This is a genomic window from Pseudomonas cedrina subsp. cedrina (assembly GCF_001983175.1).
GTDB lineage: Bacteria > Pseudomonadota > Gammaproteobacteria > Pseudomonadales > Pseudomonadaceae > Aquipseudomonas > Aquipseudomonas cedrina.
This window is the reverse complement of sequence record NZ_MNPW01000007.1, coordinates 187,598-209,907: the sequence shown is the minus strand read 5'-3', so window position 1 is coordinate 209,907 and position 22,310 is coordinate 187,598. Positions and strand designations below refer to the sequence as shown.

General features: G+C 61.6%; 20 protein-coding genes. 15 read left to right on the top strand and 5 right to left on the bottom strand.

The genetic code is table 11. The features are described 5' to 3' along the window. Positions 1 to 65 precede the first annotated feature (65 nt). Together BLL36_RS16450 and BLL36_RS16445 are read left to right on the top strand one after the other, a co-directional pair. The gene (locus BLL36_RS16450; RefSeq protein WP_076952442.1) at positions 66 to 1,070 is read left to right on the top strand and encodes an ATP-binding protein; all 1,005 of its coding nucleotides are present in this window, start codon (positions 66 to 68) and stop codon (positions 1,068 to 1,070) included. Between the two features lie 53 nt (positions 1,071 to 1,123). Further along, on the top strand, positions 1,124 to 1,726 hold the full coding sequence (locus tag BLL36_RS16445) for a vWA domain-containing protein (protein WP_076952583.1): 603 nt from the start codon (positions 1,124 to 1,126) through the stop codon (positions 1,724 to 1,726). Positions 1,727 to 1,833: 107 nt separating this feature from the next. On the opposite strand, the gene BLL36_RS16440 is transcribed toward BLL36_RS16445, so the two are convergent. Next, complete coding sequence (locus BLL36_RS16440) at positions 1,834 to 2,781, bottom strand: DUF1853 family protein (RefSeq protein ID WP_076952441.1); 948 nt, start codon at positions 2,779 to 2,781, stop codon at positions 1,834 to 1,836. A gap of 144 nt (positions 2,782 to 2,925) precedes the next feature. Here BLL36_RS16440 and BLL36_RS16435 point away from each other — a divergent pair, with 144 nt between their 5' ends. The 10 genes from BLL36_RS16435 to BLL36_RS16390 all read left to right on the top strand — a co-directional run bounded on the left by BLL36_RS16435 (position 2,926) and on the right by BLL36_RS16390 (position 13,822). Continuing rightward, positions 2,926 to 3,816 (top strand): NAD(+) kinase, encoded by an 891-nt coding sequence (locus BLL36_RS16435; RefSeq protein ID WP_003217892.1) that lies wholly within the window; start codon positions 2,926 to 2,928, stop codon positions 3,814 to 3,816. Continuing rightward, entirely contained in the window at positions 3,813 to 4,787 is a 975-nt protein-coding gene (locus BLL36_RS16430; protein WP_162279251.1) for a metallophosphoesterase, read from the top strand. Before BLL36_RS16435 ends, BLL36_RS16430 begins: the two co-directional genes overlap by 4 nt. Before the next feature lie 38 nt (positions 4,788 to 4,825). Next, on the top strand, positions 4,826 to 6,175 hold the full coding sequence (locus BLL36_RS16425) for an ATP-binding protein (protein ID WP_076952439.1): 1,350 nt from the start codon (positions 4,826 to 4,828) through the stop codon (positions 6,173 to 6,175). After that, positions 6,175 to 6,660, top strand: coding sequence for a hypothetical protein (locus tag BLL36_RS16420; RefSeq protein WP_076952438.1), 486 nt, complete (start codon positions 6,175 to 6,177; stop codon positions 6,658 to 6,660). Before BLL36_RS16425 ends, BLL36_RS16420 begins: the two co-directional genes overlap by 1 nt. Next, positions 6,660 to 7,583, top strand: coding sequence for a tetratricopeptide repeat protein (locus tag BLL36_RS16415; RefSeq protein ID WP_076952437.1), 924 nt, complete (start codon positions 6,660 to 6,662; stop codon positions 7,581 to 7,583). Before BLL36_RS16420 ends, BLL36_RS16415 begins: the two co-directional genes overlap by 1 nt. 51 nt (positions 7,584 to 7,634) lie before the next feature. After that, positions 7,635 to 7,895 carry a YeaC family protein gene (locus tag BLL36_RS16410; RefSeq protein ID WP_012723870.1) on the top strand — a complete coding sequence of 87 codons (261 nt, stop codon included), beginning with the start codon at positions 7,635 to 7,637 and terminating at the stop codon, positions 7,893 to 7,895. Next, positions 7,892 to 8,722, top strand: a complete 831-nt coding sequence (locus BLL36_RS16405; protein ID WP_076952436.1) for a DUF2797 domain-containing protein — start codon at positions 7,892 to 7,894, stop codon at positions 8,720 to 8,722. The genes BLL36_RS16410 and BLL36_RS16405 overlap by 4 nt, the downstream gene beginning before the upstream one ends. A 13-nt stretch (positions 8,723 to 8,735) precedes the next feature. Beyond that, positions 8,736 to 11,393: an aminopeptidase N gene (pepN, locus tag BLL36_RS16400; RefSeq protein ID WP_076952435.1), complete on the top strand. Its 2,658-nt coding sequence runs from the start codon at positions 8,736 to 8,738 to the stop codon at positions 11,391 to 11,393. 659 nt (positions 11,394 to 12,052) lie between these two features. Further along, the gene (zapE, locus tag BLL36_RS16395; protein WP_076952434.1) at positions 12,053 to 13,156 is read left to right on the top strand and encodes a cell division protein ZapE; all 1,104 of its coding nucleotides are present in this window, start codon (positions 12,053 to 12,055) and stop codon (positions 13,154 to 13,156) included. 174 nt (positions 13,157 to 13,330) lie between these two features. Next, on the top strand, positions 13,331 to 13,822 hold the full coding sequence (locus BLL36_RS16390) for a GNAT family N-acetyltransferase (protein WP_076952433.1): 492 nt from the start codon (positions 13,331 to 13,333) through the stop codon (positions 13,820 to 13,822). Positions 13,823 to 13,916: 94 nt separating this feature from the next. On the opposite strand, the gene BLL36_RS16385 is transcribed toward BLL36_RS16390, so the two are convergent. The 4 genes from BLL36_RS16385 to BLL36_RS30555 all read right to left on the bottom strand — a co-directional run bounded on the left by BLL36_RS16385 (position 13,917) and on the right by BLL36_RS30555 (position 18,694). Continuing rightward, entirely contained in the window at positions 13,917 to 14,120 is a 204-nt protein-coding gene (locus BLL36_RS16385; RefSeq protein ID WP_076952432.1) for a hypothetical protein, read from the bottom strand. Positions 14,121 to 14,270: 150 nt separating this feature from the next. Continuing rightward, on the bottom strand, positions 14,271 to 16,496 hold the full coding sequence (locus BLL36_RS16380; protein ID WP_076952431.1) for a TonB-dependent siderophore receptor: 2,226 nt from the start codon (positions 16,494 to 16,496) through the stop codon (positions 14,271 to 14,273). 114 nt (positions 16,497 to 16,610) lie between these two features. Then, complete coding sequence (locus BLL36_RS16375; protein WP_076952430.1) at positions 16,611 to 18,368, bottom strand: phosphoethanolamine transferase CptA; 1,758 nt, start codon at positions 18,366 to 18,368, stop codon at positions 16,611 to 16,613. Between the two features lie 161 nt (positions 18,369 to 18,529). Continuing rightward, the gene (locus BLL36_RS30555) at positions 18,530 to 18,694 is read right to left on the bottom strand and encodes a DUF6026 family protein (RefSeq protein WP_225927084.1); all 165 of its coding nucleotides are present in this window, start codon (positions 18,692 to 18,694) and stop codon (positions 18,530 to 18,532) included. Positions 18,695 to 18,981: 287 nt separating this feature from the next. Between BLL36_RS30555 and gnd the strand changes: the two genes are divergently transcribed. The 3 genes from gnd to BLL36_RS16360 are packed head-to-tail and all read left to right on the top strand — an operon-like array spanning position 18,982 to position 22,306. Further along, complete coding sequence (gene gnd, locus BLL36_RS16370) at positions 18,982 to 19,965, top strand: phosphogluconate dehydrogenase (NAD(+)-dependent, decarboxylating) (RefSeq protein WP_076952429.1); 984 nt, start codon at positions 18,982 to 18,984, stop codon at positions 19,963 to 19,965. Continuing rightward, the gene (zwf, locus tag BLL36_RS16365) at positions 19,962 to 21,485 is read left to right on the top strand and encodes a glucose-6-phosphate dehydrogenase (protein WP_076952428.1); all 1,524 of its coding nucleotides are present in this window, start codon (positions 19,962 to 19,964) and stop codon (positions 21,483 to 21,485) included. Before gnd ends, zwf begins: the two co-directional genes overlap by 4 nt. After that, on the top strand, positions 21,482 to 22,306 hold the full coding sequence (locus BLL36_RS16360; protein WP_076952427.1) for a Cof-type HAD-IIB family hydrolase: 825 nt from the start codon (positions 21,482 to 21,484) through the stop codon (positions 22,304 to 22,306). The genes zwf and BLL36_RS16360 overlap by 4 nt, the downstream gene beginning before the upstream one ends. Positions 22,307 to 22,310: the final 4 nt, after the last annotated feature.

Genomic DNA, 22,310 nt, shown 5'->3' with positions numbered 1-22,310 from the left:
CGCAGAGCGTCCACTGAGGCGTTCCCACGCGGGAGCGTGGGAACGATCCATGACCGAGGATTCGCATGACTGATACTCCCCATTTCCCGCTGTCCGCCGTGGTCGGTGCCGACGATTTGAAACTGGCGCTGTGCCTGGCCGCCATCGACCCCAAAATCGGCGGCGTGTTGATCGAAGGCCCGCGTGGCATGGCCAAGTCGACCCTGGCGCGCGGGTTGGCCGATCTGTTGGCCAGCGGCCAGTTCGTCACGCTGCCGTTGGGCGCCACCGAAGAGCGCCTTGTCGGCACCTTGGATCTGGACGCCGCGCTCGGCGAAGGCCGCGCGCAGTTTTCCCCGGGCGTGCTGGCCAAGGCTGACGGCGGCGTACTCTACGTCGATGAGGTCAACTTGCTGCCCGATCACCTGGTGGACCTGCTGCTGGATGTGGCCGCCAGCGGCACCAACCTGATCGAGCGCGACGGTATTTCCCATCGCCATTCGGCGCGCTTCGTGTTGATCGGCACGATGAACCCGGAGGAGGGCGAGTTGCGCCCGCAACTGCTCGACCGCTTTGGTTTCAACGTGGCGCTGACCGGGCAGACCTTGCCGGCCGAACGCGGGCAGATCATCCGTCGTCGCCTGGATTTCGACAGCGACCCGGCTGGGTTCTGCGCGCAATGGGCCGAACCGCAGGCGGCGCTGCGTGAGCGTTGCACCCAGGCGCGGGCGCAGTTGGACCGTATCGAACTGGATGACCAGGCGCTGGCGCAGATCACCGAGCGGTGTTTCGCCGCCGGTGTCGATGGGCTGCGCGCGGACCTGGTCTGGCTGCGCGGCGCCAGGGCCCATGCCGCTTGGCGCGGCGCCAGCGCTATCGCTGAGCAAGACATCGAAGCGGTTGCCGAATTTGCCCTGCGCCATCGCCGACAAGAGCAAGCGCCCCCGGCCAGCCCGCCGAGCGAAGGGCAGTCGCCTGAAGCCTCCAACACCTCGCCGGCCCAAGGCCAGGGCCAGTGGGGCGACATGCCCGCAGCGGCGTTGCCCACGGGTGCTCGCCGCGACGTGCCGAGCTGGCCAAAAAAGCCCTAGGCATTCGCCCCCGGCCTGACACGGGGGCGGATGCCCGGCCCAAGTCGGGCCGACTGGACAGCGGCAGGCAGGGCAAGGCGCGCAGTGCCAGGCAGGGCTCGATCGATTGGCCGGGCACCTTGCTCGGCGGTCGGCCGCAATCCCGTGAGGATTTGCGGTTTCACCTGCGCACTCGCTCGGCCCATGAATTGTGGCTGGTGATTGTCGATGCGTCGGCGTCCACCCGCCGGCATCGTGCACTCACTGACGCCAAGGGCCTGCTGGCGCAACTGTTTGATGACGCTTACCGCCAGCGGGCGCGCATGGCGTTATTGACGGCGAGCGGGCAGTCGCCCACATGGCAGGTGCAGGGATTGAAGGCGGCGAAGAGCCTGGCGGGCTGGCTGGAGCAACTGGGCGCGGGCGGCGGCACGCCGTTGCTGGCGGCACTGGCTGAGGCCGGGCAATGGCTGGCGGCGCGGCGCAAGCGCTATCCGGCGGAGCAGCAGCGATTGCTGGTGATTACCGATGGACGGCTGAAGGATGTGGCTGGATTACCCGTGCTGGAGTGCCCGGGGCTGCTGGTGGATATCGAGCGTGGGCCGATCAGGCTGGGAAGGGCTCAAGCGCTGGCGGTTGGGTTGCAGTTGGATTATCGGCATATTGACAGTATGTAGCGCCTGGACCGTTGTCATCGCAGGCAAGCCAGCTCCCACAGGGGAATGCATTTCAATGTGGGAGCTGGCTTGCCTGCGATGAGGCCTTCAACTGCACCACAAACCTGTCAGCCAGCCCCCGGCACATTCGGCCAAAGATCCGCCACCAGAAACAACCGCTCGGCCTCTTCCCATTCCTCATCGACCTGAACCAGCCGCACCAGCAACTGCGCCGGGGCCATCGGGTCGAGGTCGGCCAGCCAACCCTGCATCTGCTCCTCGCTCCACACTTCATCCGCCAGGTAATGCGCCGGTGCCAGCCAGGCATGCCGGGGCAAGGGCTGCCAGCGGCCGGGCGGGCGCGTGCCGACAAATCGCAGCCAATCACGTTGATGCAACCAACGGCCCCGCAGATGCTGCGGATGAGCACCGCCAGGCGCCAGGGCTTCGCCGGGCCAGGGGTACAGCAAATACCCGCCCAGCCACAAATGCGCATCGAACTGCTGGATGTCCAACGCGGCCAACGCCTCACGGCTCTCCGTTCCCGCTGATATCGGCAATTGATGCTGGGCCAGGTGCGCGAGCTTGCGGTCCAGCCGGTCATGGCAACCCGGCCCGAGCCACTGCGCCGGGTCCTGGCCGTTGCCGTCCTGGGGGCCCAGGTAGAGTTTGATCGCCAGTTCCAGGTGATGCACGCCATCGCGGTCGCGCAGCACCATGTCCAGCTCGCCGAGGGTGTGCCCGGCGCGGCGGATCGGCAGGTTGGCGGCCAACAGCTCAACGCCCGGTGCGTGCTGCACCGCGAACTGCCACAGGCGTTCGTAATACAGGCCCAGGCGACGGGTGCGGGCCAGGCTCAGCCACTGCTGCAAGGCGCTGCTGTCCTGGTCGAGCTGGCGAAGCCACTGTTCAAGCATCTGCGGCGCCCGCACCCAATCGCTGCCGGCCAGCGGGTGGCGTTGCGGCCAGGGCGTCTGCGCCAGCATCGGCGGTGCAAGGATCACCCACGCCAGGTCGCGCACTTCGGGGTGGCGCAGCTGGCGGGGCAGGTTGTGCAGATCCGGGAACACAGTCATGGTCCGAGCATAGCCTTTTAACTTCAGTGAGGGTGGCTGAGAACCGTTGTCATCAAGGGTTCATGGCGACAAAGGATTTTGCCTGACGCGGCCTTTCGCCCATAATCGTTCTTTTTTGCCACACCCCAATCCCGCGGGAGCCCCATGGAGCAATTTCGCAATATCGGCATCATCGGTCGCCTGGGCAGTACCCAGGTGTTGGACACCGTCCGCCGGCTGAAAAAATTCCTGCTGGAACGCCACCTGCACGTGATCCTCGAAGACACCATCGCTGAAATCCTGCCGGGCCATGGCCTGCAGACCTCGTCGCGCAAGATGCTCGGCGAAGTCTGCGACATGGTCATCGTGGTCGGTGGCGATGGCAGCCTGCTTGGCGCCGCCCGCGCCCTGGCGCGGCACAACGTGCCGGTGCTGGGGATCAACCGGGGCAGCCTGGGGTTCCTGACCGATATCCGCCCCGATGAGCTGGAAGTCGAAGTGGCCAAGGTGCTCGACGGCCATTACCTGGTGGAAAACCGCTTTTTGCTGCAGGCCGAAGTGCGCCGTCACGGTGAAGCCATCGGCCAGGGCGATGCCCTCAACGACGTGGTGCTGCACCCCGGCAAATCCACGCGCATGATCGAATTCGAACTCTATATAGACGGTCAGTTCGTGTGCAGCCAGAAGGCCGACGGCCTGATCGTCGCCACGCCGACCGGCTCCACGGCCTACGCGCTGTCGGCGGGTGGCCCGATCATGCATCCCAAGCTGGATGCCATTGTGATCGTGCCGATGTATCCCCATATGTTGTCCAGCAGGCCCATTGTGGTCGATGGCAATAGTGAGCTGAAGATAGTGGTGTCCAAAGACATGCAGATTTACCCGCAAGTCTCCTGCGACGGGCAGAACCATTTCACCTGTGCGCCCGGTGACACCATCACCGTGAGCAAAAAGGCGCAGAAACTGCGGCTGATCCACCCGCTGGATCACAACTACTACGAAGTGTGCCGCACCAAGCTGGGCTGGGGCAGCCGCTTGGGGGGTGGAGGCGACTGATGCTCGATCCCGCGCGTAGCTACGACCTGATTGGTGACGTGCACGGATGCGCCCATACCCTCGAGCACTTGCTCGACCTGCTGGGCTACCACAAGCAGGGCGGTACCTGGCGTCATCCGTCACGCATGGCGGTGTTCCTCGGCGATATCATCGACCGTGGCCCGCGTATCCGTGAGGCGCTGCACATCGTCCACGACATGACCGAGGCCGGCCAGGCGCTGTGCATCATGGGCAACCATGAGTTCAATGCGCTGGGCTGGACCACCCAGGCGCCGCCCGGCAGTGGCCGGCAGTTCGTGCGCGAGCACACCCCACGGCATGCGCGCCTGATCCAGGAAACCCTGACTCAGTTCGAGCAGCACCCCGCCGACTGGCGCGACTTCCTCGACTGGTTCTACGAAATGCCGCTGTTCGTCGACGCCGGACGCTTCCGTGTGGTGCATGCCTGCTGGGACCAAGGCGTGATCGAGCCGCTGCGCGCGACCTTCCCGGACGGCTGCATCGACCAGCACTTCCTGCAGGCCGCCGCCGTGCCGGGCAGTTTCGCCTGCAACGCGTTCGACCGCCTGCTGCGCGGCACCGACATGCGCCTGCCCGACGGCCTCACGCTGACCGGTGGCGACGGGCTGACGCGTTCGTTCTTCCGCACCAAGTTCTGGGAAGACGACCCGAAAACCTACGGCGACATCGTGTTCCAGCCCGACGCATTGCCGGAGCCGGTGGCGCGTACGCCGCTGTCCTGCGCACAAAAGAATTCCCTGCTGCGCTATGGCGTCGACGAGCCCCTGTTATTCGTCGGGCATTACTGGCGCAGCGGCACACCGGCCCCGATCCGCCCGAACCTGGCCTGCCTGGACTACAGCGCGGTGCTGTACGGCAAGCTGGTGGCGTATCGCCTGGACCAGGAAACCCGCCTCGACCCACGCAAGTTTGTTTGGGTCGATGTCGAGCGGCCGGAGGTGGCTCCATGAGCCCCTGCGTGCTGCACACGTACTTTTGAGGAACTTGCATGGATGATTCGACGTTCGACCAACTGGAGGCTGCGCTGGCCGCTGCTCCCGGTAACGTCGCACTGCTGACGGTGCTGCTCGGCGCCTGCCTTGAGCGCGGCGAGCACGCGCGCGGGCTCAAGCTGTTACCTGCCAACTTCGAGCAATGGCCAGACGCCTCGGCCCTGAAACTGGCGGCGGCGCACCTGCTGCTGGCCGACGGCCAGGCGCTAAAGGCGTTGCCTCTGATCGAGGGGAGCGACCCTGCCGCGCGCTTGCTCAAGGCGCGCGTGCTCGCGGCGCTGGAACGCTTCAAGGAAGCCCAGGTGGAATACCGTGCGGCGGTGGACGCCAACCCGGCCCTGGAAGACATGGCATTGTGGCGTCGCCTGAATGTGTCGGTGGTGGACTTTCCCGGCGCCGAGGGCCGCCCGCGCCTGCGTGTGATCTCCAACGACGACACCGATCAGAGCGAAGTGGTGCGCCTGCTGGTGCCGGAAAACGAAACCCTGACCTTTGATGATATCGGCGGTCTGGATGAGCTGAAGAAGACCATCCACAAAAAAATCATCCTGCCGTACCAGAAACCCGGCCTGTTCCAGCGGTTTCGCAAGAAAGTCGGCGGCGGCGTGCTGCTGTATGGCCCACCGGGCTGCGGCAAGACCATGCTGGCCCGCGCCACGGCCGGGGAGTGCAAGGCTACGTTTTTCAACGTGGCGATTTCCGACGTGCTCGACATGTACATCGGCGAATCCGAGCGCAAGTTGCACGCGCTGTTCGAACAGGCGCGGGCGCAGGCGCCGGCGGTGATGTTTTTCGACGAGGTGGAGGCGCTGGGTGGCAAACGCGCCAATACCCGCGAGTCGACATCGTCCAAGCTGGTGAGCCAGTTCCTCTCCGAGATGGACGGTTTCACCAACGACAACCACGGCGTGCTGATCCTTGCCGCGACCAACGTACCCTGGTCGGTGGATTCGGCGTTCCGTCGCCCCGGCCGGTTCGACCGCGTGCTGTTTGTGCCGCCACCGGACCGCCCGGCACGCGAAAGCATGCTCAAGTCAATGATGAAAGGTCGTCCCATGGCCGACGACATCGACTTTGCCTTCCTGGCCAAGAACACCTCGGGCTTCTCCGGCGCCGACCTCAGCGAGTTGGTGGAAACCGCCGCCGATGAGGCCATTGAAGCGTCCATCGAGAGCGGCGCCGAGCAGTCGATCTGCGACCGGCATTTCAAGCAGGCCTTGAAAGAGGTGCGCGCCACCACGCTGGAATGGCTGACCACCGCGCGCAACTACGCGCGTTATGCCAATGAAGGCAACCAGTACGACGAAGTGCTGGCCTTTCTCGACAAACACGGGAAGGGTCGCTGATGGCGCAGTACGGTGGTTATCGCATCGAAGATGAACCGCGCCCGGGCGCCTTGGCCAAGTGGGCGGTTTCGCCGTTCTGGCCGTTGCTCGGCTTGATGCTGGGCGGCGCGTGGCTGGGCTTGCCGTGGTTCGTGTTCAACTCGATTGCGGTCGGCAGCCCGACGCGCGTGCGCGAGTGGGTACTGGCCGGTGTGGCGCTGGTGGGCAGCGTAGTGATCGGTTTTGTGCTGCTGCAACTGGTGGGCGCCGGTTATCTGCAGACCCAGGCGCAGATCCAGTACGCCTTGCTGGTGCTGGTGGTGTGGAAACTTGCCCTGGGTTACCTGCTGTATATGCAACAAAGCGCGACTATCGAGATTTACCAGTACTACGGCGGCGAGTTGAACCGCTTCGGTTTACCTCTGGCGTTGATTGGTGGCTTCGTGCTCAAAGGTATGGTCGTCAAATGGCTGCCATACACCCTGTGGTATCTGGTGGTGAGCTGATGAATACCGACTATCTGCTGCAACTGGCTTACCAACGCCTGCAGGCTGACCACAATGACGGCGCAATCGACGCGCTGCGCCAACTGCTGGCCAATGACCCGGACTCGGCCGAAGCCCATGCGCTGCTGGCAATCTGTTTGATGAACATGCGCCGCGTGCATGCCGCCAAGCGTGAAGTGCAGCTGGCCTTGGCCCTGGATGCGCAATTGCCGCTGGCGCACTATGCCGCCGCACAAGTGGCCATCGCGTTGCGCAAGTTCAAGCTGGCGCAGGAGCATGTGACTCAACTGCTGGATATGGAGCCGCTCAACCCGGTCAACTATCGGTGCCTGGCGGATCTCTACCAGCTTACCGGGCGCCTGGCGCAAAGCCGCGAACCGCTGGAAAAAGCCTTGGAACTGGGTCCGGACGATCCTGCCAACCTGGTGGCCATGGCGCAGTTCCACCGCGCCAGCAGTCATTGGGACCAGGCCTATCAGTTCGCGCGCCAGGCGTTGCAGGCTGACCCTTCGAATGCGGCGGCGGTGGTGGTGCTTGGGCATCTCTTGCTGCGCAAAGGTGATATCAATGGCGCGCGCGATCACGCGATCTGGGCCCTGCAGGAAAACGCAACCAATGTGGAAGCGCTGCACCTGCTCACGGCCGTCAAGGCGCGCAGCAATGTGTTCCTCGGCACTTGGTGGCGTTTCAACAGCTGGATGAACGAGCGCAGCGCCACCCACGCCGTCATCCTGCTGTTATGCATGTTCGTGGTCTACCGTGTAGCGGTGATCACCTTGACCGACCAGGGCTATCCGCAAGTGGCCGAGATGGTCAATTGGCTGTGGCTGGCGTTTGCCGCCTACACCTTCGCGGCGCCGCAGATCTTCCGGCGCTTGCTGGACAAGGAGCTTGTGCAGGTCAAGCTCTCCAAGGATTTCTGACGGGCCGGGCCCCGTCACCCATGTACTCGCTGAACCTCAGAGGTTGTTCACATGTCATCGTTTGCTGAAATGATCGAAAACATCACGCCGGACATCTACGAGAGCCTCAAGCTCGCCGTGGAAATTGGCAAGTGGTCCGATGGCCGCAAGCTCACCGCCGAGCAGCGCGAGCTGTCGTTGCAGGCGATGATCGCCTGGGAACTGCAGAACCTGCCGGAAGAGCAGCGTACCGGCTACATGGGCCCGCAGGAATGCCAGTCGAAATCGACCACCGTGCCGAACATTCTGTTCAAGTCGGATGCGATCCATTGATTGAAATCGGTCGTGGTGCAGTCAGCAAGATGTCGGCGCAACTCGGTGAGCCGACCGTTCAATACGCGTTTCGCCTGGGCGACACCGAGGTGCCGGTCAACCCGTTGATCGGCACTCACGTGCGCCTGGAGTACCTCGGCGCCATTCATTGCAGCCATTGCGGCCGCAAGACCAAGACCAGCTTCAGCCAGGGTTATTGCTACCCGTGCATGACCAAGCTGGCCCAGTGCGACCTGTGCATCATGAGCCCCGAGCGTTGCCATTACGACGCCGGCACCTGCCGCGATCCAGGCTGGGGCGAGACCTTTTGCATGACCGACCACGTGGTGTACCTGGCGAATTCGTCGGGGATCAAGGTCGGCATTACCCGCGCCACCCAGTTGCCGACGCGCTGGCTCGACCAGGGCGCAAGCCAGGCGCTGCCGATCATGCGTGTGGCGACCCGCCAGCAATCGGGTTTCGTCGAAGACGTATTGCGCAGTCAGGTCGCCGACAAGACCAACTGGCGCGCGTTGCTCAAGGGCGATGCGCAGCCTGTGGACCTCAAGCAGGTGCGTGACGCGCTGTTCGCCTCGTGCGCCGAGGGCCTGCTGAATCTGCAGGAACGCTTCGGCCTACAGGCCATCCAAACCATTGCCGACATCGAGCCGATCGAAATCCGCTACCCGGTCGAGCAGTATCCGGCCAAGATCGTCAGCTTCAACCTGGACAAGAACCCGATTGCCGAGGGCACGCTGCTGGGGGTCAAGGGCCAATACCTGATCTTCGACACCGGCGTTATCAATATTCGTAAGTACACGGCCTACCAGCTCGCCGTGCATCAGTAGAAGGATGCCACCCATGCGCACCGAACAACCGAAGATGATTTACCTGAAGGACTATCAGGCGCCGGACTACCTGATCGACGAGACGCACCTGACCTTCGAGTTGTTCGAGGACCACAGCCTGGTCCACGCGCAACTGGTGATGCGCCGCAACCCCGAGCGTGGCGCGGGTTTGCCGCCGCTGGTGCTGGACGGCCAGCAGCTTGAACTGTTAAGCGTTAACCTCGCCGACCAGGCATTGACTGCGGCTGATTATCAACTGACCGACAGCCACCTGACGCTGCAGCCCGACAGTGCGACCTTTACCCTGGATACCACGGTAAAAATCCACCCGGAAACCAACACCGCCCTGGAAGGCTTGTACAAGTCCGGCAGCATGTTCTGCACCCAGTGCGAGGCCGAGGGCTTTCGCAAGATCACGTACTACCTCGACCGTCCGGACGTGATGAGCACCTTCACCACCACGGTGATCGCCGAGCAACACCGCTATCCGATCCTGTTGTCCAACGGTAACCCGATCGCCAGCGGCCCCGGTGAAGACGGCCGCCACTGGGCAACGTGGGAAGACCCGTTCAAGAAGCCTGCGTACCTGTTCGCCCTGGTGGCCGGTGACCTGTGGTGTGTCGAAGACACCTTCATCACCATGACCGAGCGCACCGTGGCACTGCGCATCTATGTCGAGCCGGAAAACATCGACAAGTGCCAGCACGCCATGACCAGCCTGAAAAAATCCATGCGCTGGGACGAAGAAACCTATGGGCGCGAGTACGACCTCGACATCTTCATGATCGTTGCGGTGAATGATTTCAACATGGGCGCGATGGAAAACAAGGGCCTGAATATCTTTAACTCCAGCGCCGTGCTGGCCCGCGCCGAAACCGCCACCGACGCTGCGCACCAGCGGGTGGAGGCGATCGTTGCCCACGAATATTTCCACAACTGGTCGGGCAACCGCGTGACCTGCCGCGACTGGTTCCAGTTGTCGCTCAAGGAAGGTTTCACGGTGTTCCGTGATTCGGGTTTTTCCGCCGACATGAATTCGGCCACGGTCAAGCGCATCCAGGATGTGGCGTACCTGCGTACCCACCAGTTCGCCGAAGATGCCGGCCCGATGGCCCACGCGGTGCGCCCGGACAGCTTTATCGAAATCTCCAACTTCTACACCCTGACCGTGTACGAAAAAGGCTCGGAAGTGGTCGGCATGATCCACACCTTGCTCGGTGCCGAAGGCTTTCGCAAAGGCAGCGACCTGTACTTCGAACGCCATGACGGCCAGGCCGTGACCTGCGACGATTTCATCAAGGCCATGGAAGACGCGAACGGCGCCGACCTGACTCAGTTCAAACGCTGGTACAGCCAGGCCGGTACGCCGCGCCTGGCGGTGAGCGAGTCGTTTGACGCCGCGGCGAAAACCTACAGCCTGACCTTCCGCCAGAGCTGCCCGGAAACCCCGGACAAGGTGGAAAAACTGCCGTTCGTGATTCCGGTGGAGCTGGGCCTGTTGGACGCGAAGGGCGAGGGTATCGCCTTGCGCCTGGCCGGTGAAGCGGCTGCTGGCGCCACGTCGCGCGTGATCTCGGTAACCGAGGCCGAGCAGACCTTTACCTTCGTGGATATCGCTGAACAACCCTTGCCTTCGCTGCTGCGCGGTTTCTCGGCGCCGGTGAAACTGAGCTTTCCGTACAGCCGTGACCAGTTGATGTTCCTGATGCAGCATGACAGCGATGGCTTCAACCGCTGGGATGCCGGCCAGCAGTTGTCGGTGCAGGTGTTGCAGGAACTGGTTGGCCAGTATCAACAAGGCCAGGCCTTGCATATGGATCAGCGCTTGATCGCCGCATTGCGCAGTGTATTGAGCGACGAGACTCTGGACCAGGCGATGGTCGCGGAAATGCTGTCGTTGCCGGGCGAGGCTTATCTCACGGAAATCAGCGAAGTGGCGGATGTCGACGCCATCCACGCCGCCCGCGAGTATGCGCGCAAGCAACTGGCCGACAACCTGCATGAAGAACTGTGGCTGCGTTACCAGGCCAATCGCGAGCTGTCCAAGCAAACGCCGTATGTCGCGGCGGCCGAGCACTTTGCCCGTCGCGCGTTGCAGAACATCGCGCTGTCGTACCTGATGCTCAGCGCGAAGCCTGAAGTACTGGCGGCGACGCTGGACCAGTTCGACACCAGCGACAACATGACCGAGCGCCTCACCGCGCTGGCGGTGCTGGTGAACTCGCCGTTCGAAGCCGAGAAGGCCCAGGCGCTGGCCGTGTTTGCCGACAACTTCAAGGACAATCCGCTGGTCATGGACCAATGGTTCAGCGTGCAGGCCGGCAGCCCCTTGCCGGGCGGGCTGGAGCGGGTCAAGGCGCTGATGGACCACCCGGCGTTCACGCTCAAGAATCCGAACAAGGTGCGCGCATTGATTGGCGCATTTGCCGGGCAGAACCTGATCAACTTCCACGCCGCCGACGGTTCGGGTTATCGCTTCCTGGCGGACCTGGTGATCCAGCTCAATGGCTTCAACCCGCAGATTGCTTCGCGCCAGTTGGCGCCACTGACCCGCTGGCGCAAATACGACAGCGCGCGCCAGGCGCTGATGAAAGCGGAGCTGGAACGCATCCTCGCCTCTGGCGAGCTGTCGAGCGATGTGTTCGAAGTGGTCAGCAAGAGCCTTGCCTGAGCCGATTCGCCGATAGGTGGAGGCGTTGTGGTTCAAAGAGGCTGCGATAGCGGAGTGTCAGGCAACGCGATGTTGTCTGTGCCGCCGCCTTCGCAGCCTCGCCGGGGGGGGCGACAGCTCCCACATTGAGCTGCGGCGTTACTCAAATAGCGCCAGCCGCCACACCGCAAATTTGACCCCCGCAGCCGATCCCCTGTGGGAGCTGTCGAGCTTTAGCGAGGCTGCGAAAGCGGTCTGCCAGGCGATAAAAATGCCAGCCATGCCGCCGCCTTCGCAGCCTCGCCGGGGCTCGACAGCTCCCACATTGAGCTGCGGCGTTACTCAAATAGCGCCAGCCGCCACACCGCAAATTTGGCCCCCACAGCCGATCCCCTGTGGGAGCTGTCGAGCTTTAGCGAGGCTGCGATAGCGGTCTGTCAGGCGATGAAAATGCCAGCCATGCCGCCGCCTTCGCAGCCTCTCCGGGGCTCGACAGCTCCTACAGGTGAGTTGCGGCGTTGCTCAAATAGCGCCAGCCGCCACACCCAAATTTGGCCCCCACAGCCGATCCCCTGTGGGAGCTCTCGAGCCTTAGCGAGGCAGCGATAGCGGCAGGTCGGACGCTGGTCATTTGAGGCCTTTTTACGCCCGCAGCTTTCTCCATACGTCATACTGGCGCCATGACTATCGACTCGCCCCTCGCCGCCTACCAACACGCCATCGCTCAACAGGGTTTCGTTGCCGACGATGCCCAACGCAGGGCGGTGGACGCCTTGCAAACATGCCACGCGGCCCTGCATCAAGGCCGCGCGCCGATTCGTGGCGTCTACCTGTGGGGCCCGGTTGGTCGTGGCAAGACCTGGTTGATGGATCAGTTCTATCAGAGCCTACGCGTACCGGCGCGGCGCCAGCATTTTCATCATTTCATGGGCTGGGTGCATCAGCGTCTGTTCCAGTTGACCGGCACCCAGGACCCGTTGCAGGCCCTGGCCAAGGAACTGGGCCAGGCAGTGCGCGTGTTGTGCTTCGACGAGCTGTTCGTCAATGACATTGGTGACGCGATCATTCTTGGCCGCTTGTTCCAAGTGATGTTCGAGGAAGGCGTGGTGATGGTCTGCACGTCCAACCAGCCGCCCGACCGGTTGTATGCCGATGGCTTCAACCGCGAGCGGTTTTTGCCAGGCATTGCGGCGATCACGCGGCACATGCAGGTGGTGGCAGTGGATGGCGCTGAAGATCATCGCCTGCACCCTGGCGCAAGCCTGCAGCGCTATTGGGTGAATCAGCCCGATGCGCTGGCCAGCGTGTTCAAGCCATTGGCCGAAGGGCAGGCCGTCAGCAGCGCACCGGTTATCGTCGGTCATCGTTCTATCCTCGCGGTGCAGTCCGCTGACACCGTGCTGTGGTGCCGCTACGCCGATCTATGCGAACAGCCCCTGGCGGCGATGGACTTCATGCTGCTGTGCGATCGTTTCAGGGCCATCCTGCTGGGTGAAGTCCCCAACCTCAGCGCGCAACAGCGCCCGGGCCGAATAGCCCGCGGCACCGAAGATGGCGCACGGCGCGTGGAGGCCGGCGACCGTGAATTGCCGCAACTGTCGGTGCACGACGATAGCGTGCGTCGATTCATCGCACTGGTGGACGAATGCTATGACCGCAGGGTGCCTTTGTTTATCGAGGCCCGGGTACCCCTCGAACAGCTTTATACCGAGGGTTACCTGGCGTTTCCTTTTCGCCGCACTTTGAGTCGTCTGCAGGAAATGCAGTTGCAGCGTTTTGGCTAAGGCCTGTACGAAAAAACACCCACGACGCAGTGTCCATGGCTTTTTAGCGACATAGGCTTGGCGATTTCAGGCGCATATTTGTAGTTAATCTCCTTCATCTGATAGCTGCCGGGCGCTTACAATCATGACCCTCAAAGGGAGCCGATTCCCTTGTTGCCGTTATCGAGGAAGGAAATGGACACCCCTGACATCCTGGTGCTGCAAGCCAGCTACACCAACGCCGTGCATGCCGAAGCCATCGCCCTGGTACTCAACCATTACGCCGAAGACCCGATGGGCGGCGGGCACAGCCTGGACCCCGACCTGCTGCAACAACTGCCGGCCGAATTGGCCAAGCGTGCGCATGCGTTCAGCGTTTTGGCATTTGTGAATGGAGAGCCGGCCGGGTTGGTGAACTGTTTTGAAGGCTTCTCGACGTTCGCCTGCCGCCCATTGGTCAACGTGCATGACGTGGCGGTCATGGATGCGTTTCGTGGCTTGGGTTTGAGTCAGAAGATGCTGCAGAAGGTCGAGGAAATCGCCCGTCAACGCGGCTGCTGCAAAATCACCTTGGAAGTGCTCGAGGGCAATGAAGTGGCGAAGTCGGCGTACCGCAAGTTCGGGTTTGATGGCGCTCAGTTTGATCCAGCGTATGGAAAGATGCTGTTCTGGAATAAGCCGCTCTAAGTCAGTATTTGACGCTCAATAAAAAAGGCGCCACTACAGGGCGCCAAGTTAGCCTTTGCCAAAGGAGCGGAATGACAAAGGGTATAACGGTAAATCAACTTTTTGGTTGCTGGGTATCATCGGCTTTCAAATGTTTTACATCGCTGGAAGCCGTTTGCTCGGCTTTTTCTTGAGCCTGTTTCTGCATGAAATTGAAGTTGGCGTAGAACTGCCTCGAACGCTCGGAGCCCCCTTCAGCAAAGGCTGCGGCGGAAGTCAGGGTCATCAGGCCAGCCAGTATCAGAGTCGAAATTTTCATCGTCGGTATTCCCATAAAGTGTGAGTGGGTCTGTTCGGTTGGATCAGACTCGTGGGGCCGATTATGTGCAGGCTCGATTAAGCGAAGCTTAACTGAACAACCTCCAACCTTAACGATTTCGTTAAGGTTGAAGTTAATGTGCGAACCTATTTAAAGCTTCCAGTCCAACGCGAGCGTTACAGTGCGCGGGTCGCCCCAATAAACACCGTTATAGAAGCCGACACGCTCGTAATATTTTTTATCAAATAGGTTGTTGACGTTGATTGACGCCGAAACGTGCTCATCGAACTGATAGCGGGACATCAGGTTGACCACGGTGTAGGCCTGCTGGGTGATTTTCGCCCGCTCGGTGACCAACCTGTTGTTAACACGCTCCCCCGTCGGCCTGTTACCGAACTCATGGATATCGCTCTGCCAATTGACAGCGCCACCCACGGTCAGGTTGCGCCAGGCGCCCGGCAACCGGTAGGCGCTGGACACCTTCAGCAGGTTCAGCGGCTGCCCGGTGTTGTTACGCTTACCCGAGCCGTTCAGCGAGTGGGTGTAGGTGTAGCCTGCGCTCAGGTTCCAGTCCGGCAGCACTTCGCCGGCCACCTCCAGTTCGAAGCCATTGACCTTGTTACCTTTACCGCCGGACTTGTAGTACTCCTCGCCTGTGGTGGGGTTGGGTGGCACCGAGTCATCCCGTTCGGCAACGTTGTCCTGCTTGCTCCAGAAATAGGCGGCCGCCACGTTCAAGCGTTCGTTCAGCAGGCTGCCCTTGAGGCCCACTTCATAATTGCTGCCCACTACGGGCTCCAGGTATTTTTTGTTGACGTCCTTGACACTCTGCGGCTTGAAGATGTCGGTGTAGCTGGCATACACAGTGTATTGCGGGGTGATGTCATAGAGCAGGCCGGCATAGGGTGTCCACATGTCATTGTGAGTCTGGCGAGCCTTGTTGGTCCTGAGCAATTGGTCGTTGTCATCATAGGTGGGCGCGGCGCTTTCGAGTTCCCAGCTGCCATAACGGCTGCCCAGTACCGCGTGCAGGCGGTCGGCAAGGCTCAGGCGCGTGGCCAGGTAGCCGGCTTTCTGTTGCTTGCTGCTGTGTTCACCCTTGAGGTCGGTGACAGTGTCGGGGAATTTGCCGATCCCGCCCATGTATTTCCAGTCTTCAATGTTGTAGTAACTGTCAGGAATGCTATCGCGCATCACCGGAGAAATGTCGCGTTGCGTGGCCTCGCCGTAACCCATCATCAGTGCATGTTCGCGGCCGAGCAGGGCGTAGTTGCCGGACAGGTTGAGGTCGACCGCCTCCATCCTGGAAGTGCCGCGCATGTGGCTTGCCCAGGCGGTCATGCCGCTGCGGTCGTCATTGGGAAAACCCGCGCCGCCGTAGTACACCTTGCCATCCGTGTCGCTCTGGCGGTGGGTATAGGCGGCCTTCAAGTGCCAATCGCCGCTCAACCGGTGGTCGAGGGTGGCGAAGGTGGTCTTGTCCGTCAGCGGCCAGGAACTCCAGTGCGCCGCCATATTGGTGGAACGCGACAGCCCGGCTTTGCCACCCTGGCTGTTCCAGTAAGGCACGGTGCCCCAGGAAGTGCCTTGTACTTGCTTGTTCTGGTAATCAAAGCCTACAGCCAACACGGTATCGTCAGACAGATCGCCTTCAAGGATGCCGTAGCCGACCGCGCGCTGCAGCCCGTAGTTGTCACGCCAGGACTGGCTGTCGCGGTACGCCAGCACCGTACGCCCGCGCAGCTTGCCGTCGAATGCCAGTGGGCCGCCCACGTCCACATAGCTGTAGTAATTGTCATAGCTGCCGGCCTTTACCCCGGTTTGCGCCTGCCATTGGGCGGTAGGGCGCTTGCGCACCATATTGACCGTGGCGGAAGGATCGCCGGCACCGGTGGTCAGGCCCGTGGCGCCGCGGACCACCTCGATGCGGTCGTAGATGATGGTGTCGGCGTCGGACTTCATGAAGCCGAACGTATTGAGCATCCCGTCAACCTGGAAGTTGGCGATGCTATAGCCCCTTGACGAATAGGCCACGCGGTCGGAATCATTGTGCTGGACGTTGACCCCGGTGGTCTGGCGCAGCACCTCCGTGAGCGTATTGAGATTGAAATCATCCATCTGCTGGCGAGTGGTCACCGAGATCGATTGTGGGGTTTGCTTGATGGACAGGTTGAGGCGGGTGGCGGTACTCATCGAACCGGTGGTGTAGGCCCCGGTATGCTCGGTGGTGGCGCCCAGGTCATCGGCGCTGATGCGCGTGGCGCCCAGCTCGAGGGGTGTGCGCTCGGGGTCGGTTTCGGCCAGCAGCTCCGGGCTTGATACCAGGCTGAAGAGGCCGAGAGTGAAGGTCATGGAGCGGGTAAAAGGGGCGAACATTGCGTAAGACTCCTTGTCGTCTTGGCGGCCTGTCCGGTCGGAACAGGCCTTGGTTCAAAGACGAAAGGAGCGGGGGAATTTTAGCCTTAAACGAGAATGATTGTTATCTTTGTGTTACGGCGCCGGTTTTTCCTGCAGCACCACGTCTGTCGCGCTGACCTTTTTCGGCTTGATCAGGCTGAAATCGATCAAGGCTTTTTGCTGGCGCAGGTACGGGTTGCCGATTAACTGCGGGCGCGGCGTGAAGCTGTCGCTCACCAGGCTTTTGGTGCGGTCCAGCTCATTGAAGCTCAGCCCGGCCAAGTCAGCCCAGGTGTGAATCAACTGCGAGCTGCTGTAAGGCCGCTGCAGGTCGCCGGCAAAGCTCCAATCGTGGCTTTCACGCCATTTCGGCGAGGCATAGGCCATGAACGGGATGGTGTACATCGGTGCGGTCGGCTTGCTTTCGTTGCGTCCCAGGGTGTCGTGGCCGGTTGAGTCGAAGACATCTTCGCCATGGTCCGACAAGTACAGCAGGAAGCCGTTCGGGTCAGTCTTGGCGTAGTCCTTGATCAGGCTCGACACCACGAAATCGTTGTACAGCACGGCATTGTCGTAGCTGTTATAGGTGGGCAGTTGATCGTCGCTCACGCCCGCCGGCACGCCCTGGCGGTCGGTGAATTTGTCGAAGGTCGGCGGATAGCGATACTGGTAGCTCATGTGGGTGCCCAGCAAATGCACCACGATGAACTTGCGCTCGGCCGGGTCGGCCAGGGCCTTGGAAAACGGCGCCAGCACGTCGCCGTCGTACTGACGGGCGTTCTGGTTGCGGTTGTTGTTCAGGTACACCTGCTCGTCGGCCTGTTCGGAAAACGTCGTGAGCATGGTGTTGCGCTTGGTCATCGTCTGCTGGTTGGTGATCCAGTAGGTCTTGTAGCCGGCCTGTTTCATCACGCTGACGATCGACGGCGTCTTGAGGTACAGGTCGGGGTTTTCTTCGTCGGCGAAGGTCAGCACCTGTTGCAGCGCTTCGATGGTGTAGGGGCGCGGGGTGATGACATTGTCGAACACCGCCAGTTGATCGCGCAGCTTGTCCAGCTCCGGCGTGGTGTTGCGCGGGTAACCGTAGAGGCTCATGCGCTGGCGGTTGGTGGACTCGCCGATCACCAGCACCAGGGTCGACGGCTGGCCGGCCATGCTGTCCTTGAGGTTGGTCAGGGGCGGGATCTGGCTGGCGCTGTCGAGCATGCCTTGCATGTTGTCCAGCTGTTCGGTGTAGCGACGGTAGGCGACGATCATCTGCCACGGCACGGCGGGCTCGATGCGCGATTCAAAGCGGTCGATGGCATCAGCCAGGGTGTCGCTGCGGGCGATCTGTTTGACCAGTGGGTAGCCGATAACGCCTACCAGGATCGCCGTCGCCGCCAGCATTGCCTGGCCACGCGGCAGATACACCGGGCGCACGCGGGTCCACAGGAAAATAGCCACGGCGGTGTGGGCGATGAACGCCAGCACGATCCACCAGGCGAAATACTGGGTGGCGTATTCGCCGGCTTCAGAGATGTTCGACTCGAACATGATGAAGATGACGCTTTGCGAGAATTCCTGCTGGTAGATGAAGAAATAACCCAGGCTGGCCATGGAGCAGGCCCACAAGACCACACCGATCACGGCGGCGAGCAAGCGCGTACGGCGGGGAAACACCAGCAGCGGCGCCAGCCAGATGGCACTCATGAAGAACGCTTGGCGAAAACCGCTGAAGCCGGATGTGCCGCTGAGCTGGATCAGCAGTTGGGTAATACCCGAGAAATACCAGAAAAACAGGAATAGCCAGCCGAGACCGGCCCAGTCAAAGCTTTTCGCAGACTTCGTGCTGCGTTCGAACATCGCCATCCAGCGCTCCAACCCGGTAATTTTTCAGTCGACGCGCAGGGCTGCGCGCAACAGAGGCCACCCTTGCATGGGGTGGCCCTTGGGGGCGGGAGTATCGGCAGGAGCATGTGAAAACTTTGTGAGATTTTTGTAGGGTTTATCTTACAAAGCGATGACGAGGCTCAGCAGAGCGCGGGTTGCACACCGGTGGAGTGGTCCAGTTGGGCCTGGATGATATGAGCACGCAGGCGCAGGACTTCCTGCTGCAGCTGTTCGCGCTCGTCTTTCAACTGGCGCAGCTCATCGCGTCGGATAGAGACATAGAGCGTCTGGGGAGGACGGGACATCTGGTGTGCAGTGCTCATTGCTTACCTCGCAAATAGCCGGTGTGTCGCGGTGTGCCAGAACGCTTGAGTCGAGGTTCTTGGCATCAGTCAGGGTAATTCTGAATTCTTTTTGCGAGCAATGGAACTTTTTTATTTTTTATGGTCGTGTGACTTTTTGATCGATGATGCTGAAATGATGGCATCTTTTTATCATGAAACTAGATGGATCCGCTCTGGACTAACCCTCATTAGCCTCATTGCGCTATAAACTATGTCACACATTTTTTAGAAGTTAGGAGCATCAGCACATGCAACTGGGGATTATCGGACTAGGCCGCATGGGCGGGAATATTGCACGGCGCCTGATGCTCAATGGGCATACCACCGTTGTTTACGACCGTAACGAAGCTTTCGTCAAAGGCCTGAGCGAAGAAGGCGCCACCGGCGTTGCCGACCTCAAGGCCCTGGTGGCCGGGCTGCAAAAACCGCGCACCGTCTGGGTCATGCTGCCCGCAGGCGCGCCGACCGAAGACACCATCAATGAATTGAGCACGCTGCTGGAAGACGGTGATGCAATCATCGACGGCGGCAACACCAACTATAAGGATGACGTTCGCCGGGCCAAGGCCCTGGCTGAAAAAGGCCTGCATTATGTCGACGTCGGTACGTCCGGCGGCGTCTGGGGCCTGGAGCGTGGCTACTGCATGATGATCGGCGGCGACGCCCAGACCGTCCAGCGCCTTGACCCTATCTTTGCCAGCCTGGCGCCGGGCCTGGGTAACATCCCGCGCACCAAGGACCGTTCCGCCAGCGCCGACCCGCGCGCCGAACAGGGTTACATCCACGCCGGCCCTGCCGGTTCCGGGCATTTCGTCAAGATGATCCACAACGGCATCGAGTACGGAATGATGCAGGCATTTGCCGAAGGTTTTGACATCCTCAAGACCAAGAACTCGGAAAACCTGCCCGAAGACCAGCGTTTCGACCTGAACGTTGCCGATATCGCCGAAGTCTGGCGCCGTGGCAGCGTGGTTTCGTCCTGGCTGCTGGACCTCACCGCCGACGCTCTGGCCACCGACCCTAAACTCGACGGTTACTCCGGCTCCGTGGCCGACAGTGGCGAAGGCCGCTGGACCATCGAAGCCGCCATGGAACAAGCCGTGCCGGTGCCGGTATTGTCCACCTCGCTGTTTGCACGCTTCCGCTCGCGCCAGCAGAGCACCTACGGCGACAAGATGCTCTCCGCCATGCGCTTCGGCTTTGGTGGCCACGTGGAGACTTCCAAGAAATGACCGCCAACGGCAAGAAACTCAAGGCCGAACCCGCACCCCCCACTACCTTGTTCCTGTTTGGCGCCCACGGCGACCTGGTCAAGCGCCTGCTGATGCCGGCGCTGTACAACCTGAGCCGCGACGGACTGCTGGGCGATGGCTTGCGCATTGTCGGCGTTGATCACAACGCCATCAGTGATGCCGACTTCGCCAAGAAACTCGAAGATTTCATTCGTACCGAGGCCGCGAGCAAGGTCAAGGGCAATGCCGATAACGCGCTCGATCCGGCGTTGTGGGCGCAGTTGGCCAAGGGCATCAGCTATGTCGAGGGCGATTTTCTCGACGACAGCACCTACGCCGATATCGGCAGGAAAATCGCCGACAGCGGCACCGGCAACGCGGTGTTCTACCTGGCTACCGCGCCGCGCTTCTTCAGCGACGTGGTGCAGCGCCTGGGCAGTGCCGGTTTGCTGACCGAGACTGACGACAGTTTCCGTCGCGTGGTCATCGAAAAGCCCTTCGGCTCCGACCTGGCCACCGCCGAGGCGCTGAACGCCTGCCTGCTTAAAGTCATGAGCGAAAAGCAGATCTATCGCATTGACCACTACCTGGGCAAGGAGACCGTGCAGAACATCCTGATCAGCCGGTTCTCCAACGTGTTGTTCGAAGCGTTCTGGAACAACCATTACATTGACCACGTGCAAATCACCGCCGCCGAAACCGTCGGCGTGGAGACTCGGGGCAATTTCTTCGAGAAGACCGGCACCCTGCGCGACATGGTGCCCAATCACCTGTTCCAGTTGCTGGCCATGGTCGCCATGGAGCCGCCCGCGGCCTTTGGCGCCGACGCCGTGCGCGGCGAAAAAGCCAAGGTGATCGGCGCGGTACGCCCCTGGTCCCTGGAAGATGCGCGGGCCAACTCGGTACGCGGGCAATACACCGCCGGTGAAATCGCCGGCAAACCATTGCCCGGTTATCGCGAAGAAGCCAACGTCGCGCCTGACAGCAGCACCGAGACCTTCGTCGCCCTCAAGGTAATGATCGACAACTGGCGCTGGGTCGGCGTGCCGTTCTACCTGCGCACCGGCAAGCGCATGAGCGTGCGCGACACTGAAATCGTGATCTGTTTCAAGCCGGCGCCTTACGCGCAGTTTCGCGACACCGAGGTGGATGAGCTCAAGCCCACCTACCTGAAAATCCAGATCCAGCCCAATGAAGGCATGTGGTTCGACCTGCTGGCGAAAAAGCCCGGGCCGACCCTGGACATGGCTAATATCCAGTTGGGCTTCGCCTACAAGGACTTCTTCGAAATGCAGCCGTCGACCGGGTATGAAACCCTGATCTACGACTGCATGACCGGCGATCAGACCCTGTTCCAGCGCGCCGACAACATCGAAAACGGCTGGCGCGCGGTGCAGCCGTTCCTCGATGCATGGAAGGAAGACGACGGGATCCAGGCCTACAAGGCGGGTGAAGATGGCCCGGCCGCGTCCGATGCATTGCTGGCCCGTGACGGCCGTACCTGGCACAGACTCGGATGAGTGACGCCGCGATTCATCCCATCCGTTTTATCCTCAGCGATGTGGACGGCACCTTGCTGCATCCGGATCACAGCCTCAGCCAGCGCACCGCCGATGCGGTGCGTGCATTGCGTGAGGCCGGGGTGTTTTTCAGCCTGGCCAGCGGGCGACCGCCCAAGGCCATGTTGCACCTGGTGGAAACTTTCGGCATCGACGTGCCGGTGGCGGGCTTTAACGGCGGTACGTTGATCAACCCGGATGGCAGCATCCTGGTTGCCCATCACCTGCCGGCGGAAGCGGCGCTGGTGACGCTGGCGCTGTTCTCGGCGCAGCCGGAGGTGGAAGTGTGGGTGTTTGCCGATGGCGACTGGCTGCGCCGCGACCCGCCAGGGCCGATGGAGCCGCGCGAAGCCCACGGCCTGGGCTACGGGCCGGTGGTGGTGGAGAGTTTCGAGCCGTACCTGGACCGGGTCGACAAGATAGTCGCCGCCAGCAATAACACGCAGTTGCTGGTGGAACTGGAAGCGCAGTTGCACCCCAAGGTGCAGGGGCTGGCCCAGGTTTCACGTTCGCAACCGGTGTACCTGGACGTGACCGCGATGCTGGCCAACAAGGGCGAGGCGTTGAAGACCCTGGCGGCGCATTTGGGGGTTCCCATCGAGCAGACCGCGGCGATCGGCGATGGCGGCAATGACCCGGCGATGTTTCATGTGGCCGGGTTGTCGATTGCCATGGGGCAGGCCGAAGAAACCGTCAAGCGCCAGGCCAACGTGGTCACCGGTAGTAATATCGAGGACGGCGCGGCGGAAGCCATCGAGCGGTTTATTCTGGCGGCCCAATAAGCGT